The sequence below is a fragment of the Pseudomonas sp. 05N433 genome (assembly GCF_056396925.1).
This window is the reverse complement of sequence record NZ_JBFTML010000171.1, coordinates 1-338: the sequence shown is the minus strand read 5'-3', so window position 1 is coordinate 338 and position 338 is coordinate 1. Positions and strand designations below refer to the sequence as shown.

Annotated in this window: 1 pseudogene; it reads right to left on the bottom strand. The window is 60.1% G+C overall.

The annotated features are described in order from the left end of the window. Nucleotides 1-338: pseudogene (locus AC1DIS_RS30210) on the bottom strand (beta strand repeat-containing protein); the annotation flags it as partial.

The window sequence follows — 338 nt, the reverse complement described above, 5'->3', positions numbered from 1 at the left end:
TCTGCACCGCCGCCACCAAACAGCACGTCATTACCGGCACCGCCGCTGATGATGTTGTCGCTGGCGTTGCCGTAACCGGTAAAGGCTGCCGCCCCGGTATACGTCAGGCGCTCAACGTTGGCCGCCATGGAGAAAGTGGCGTAGCTGGTACGGATCTCGTCATTACCGCCACCCACCTGCTCGATGATCGTGCCGCCAGAACCGTTGATGATGTAGACATCATCACCCGCGCCCCCATCAAGGGTCACGGTGCTCAGGTCAACGTTGAACGTGTCGTTGAACCCCGTACCGATGACCTTTTCGATGTTGACCAGGGTGTCGCCTTGCGCGTCACCACC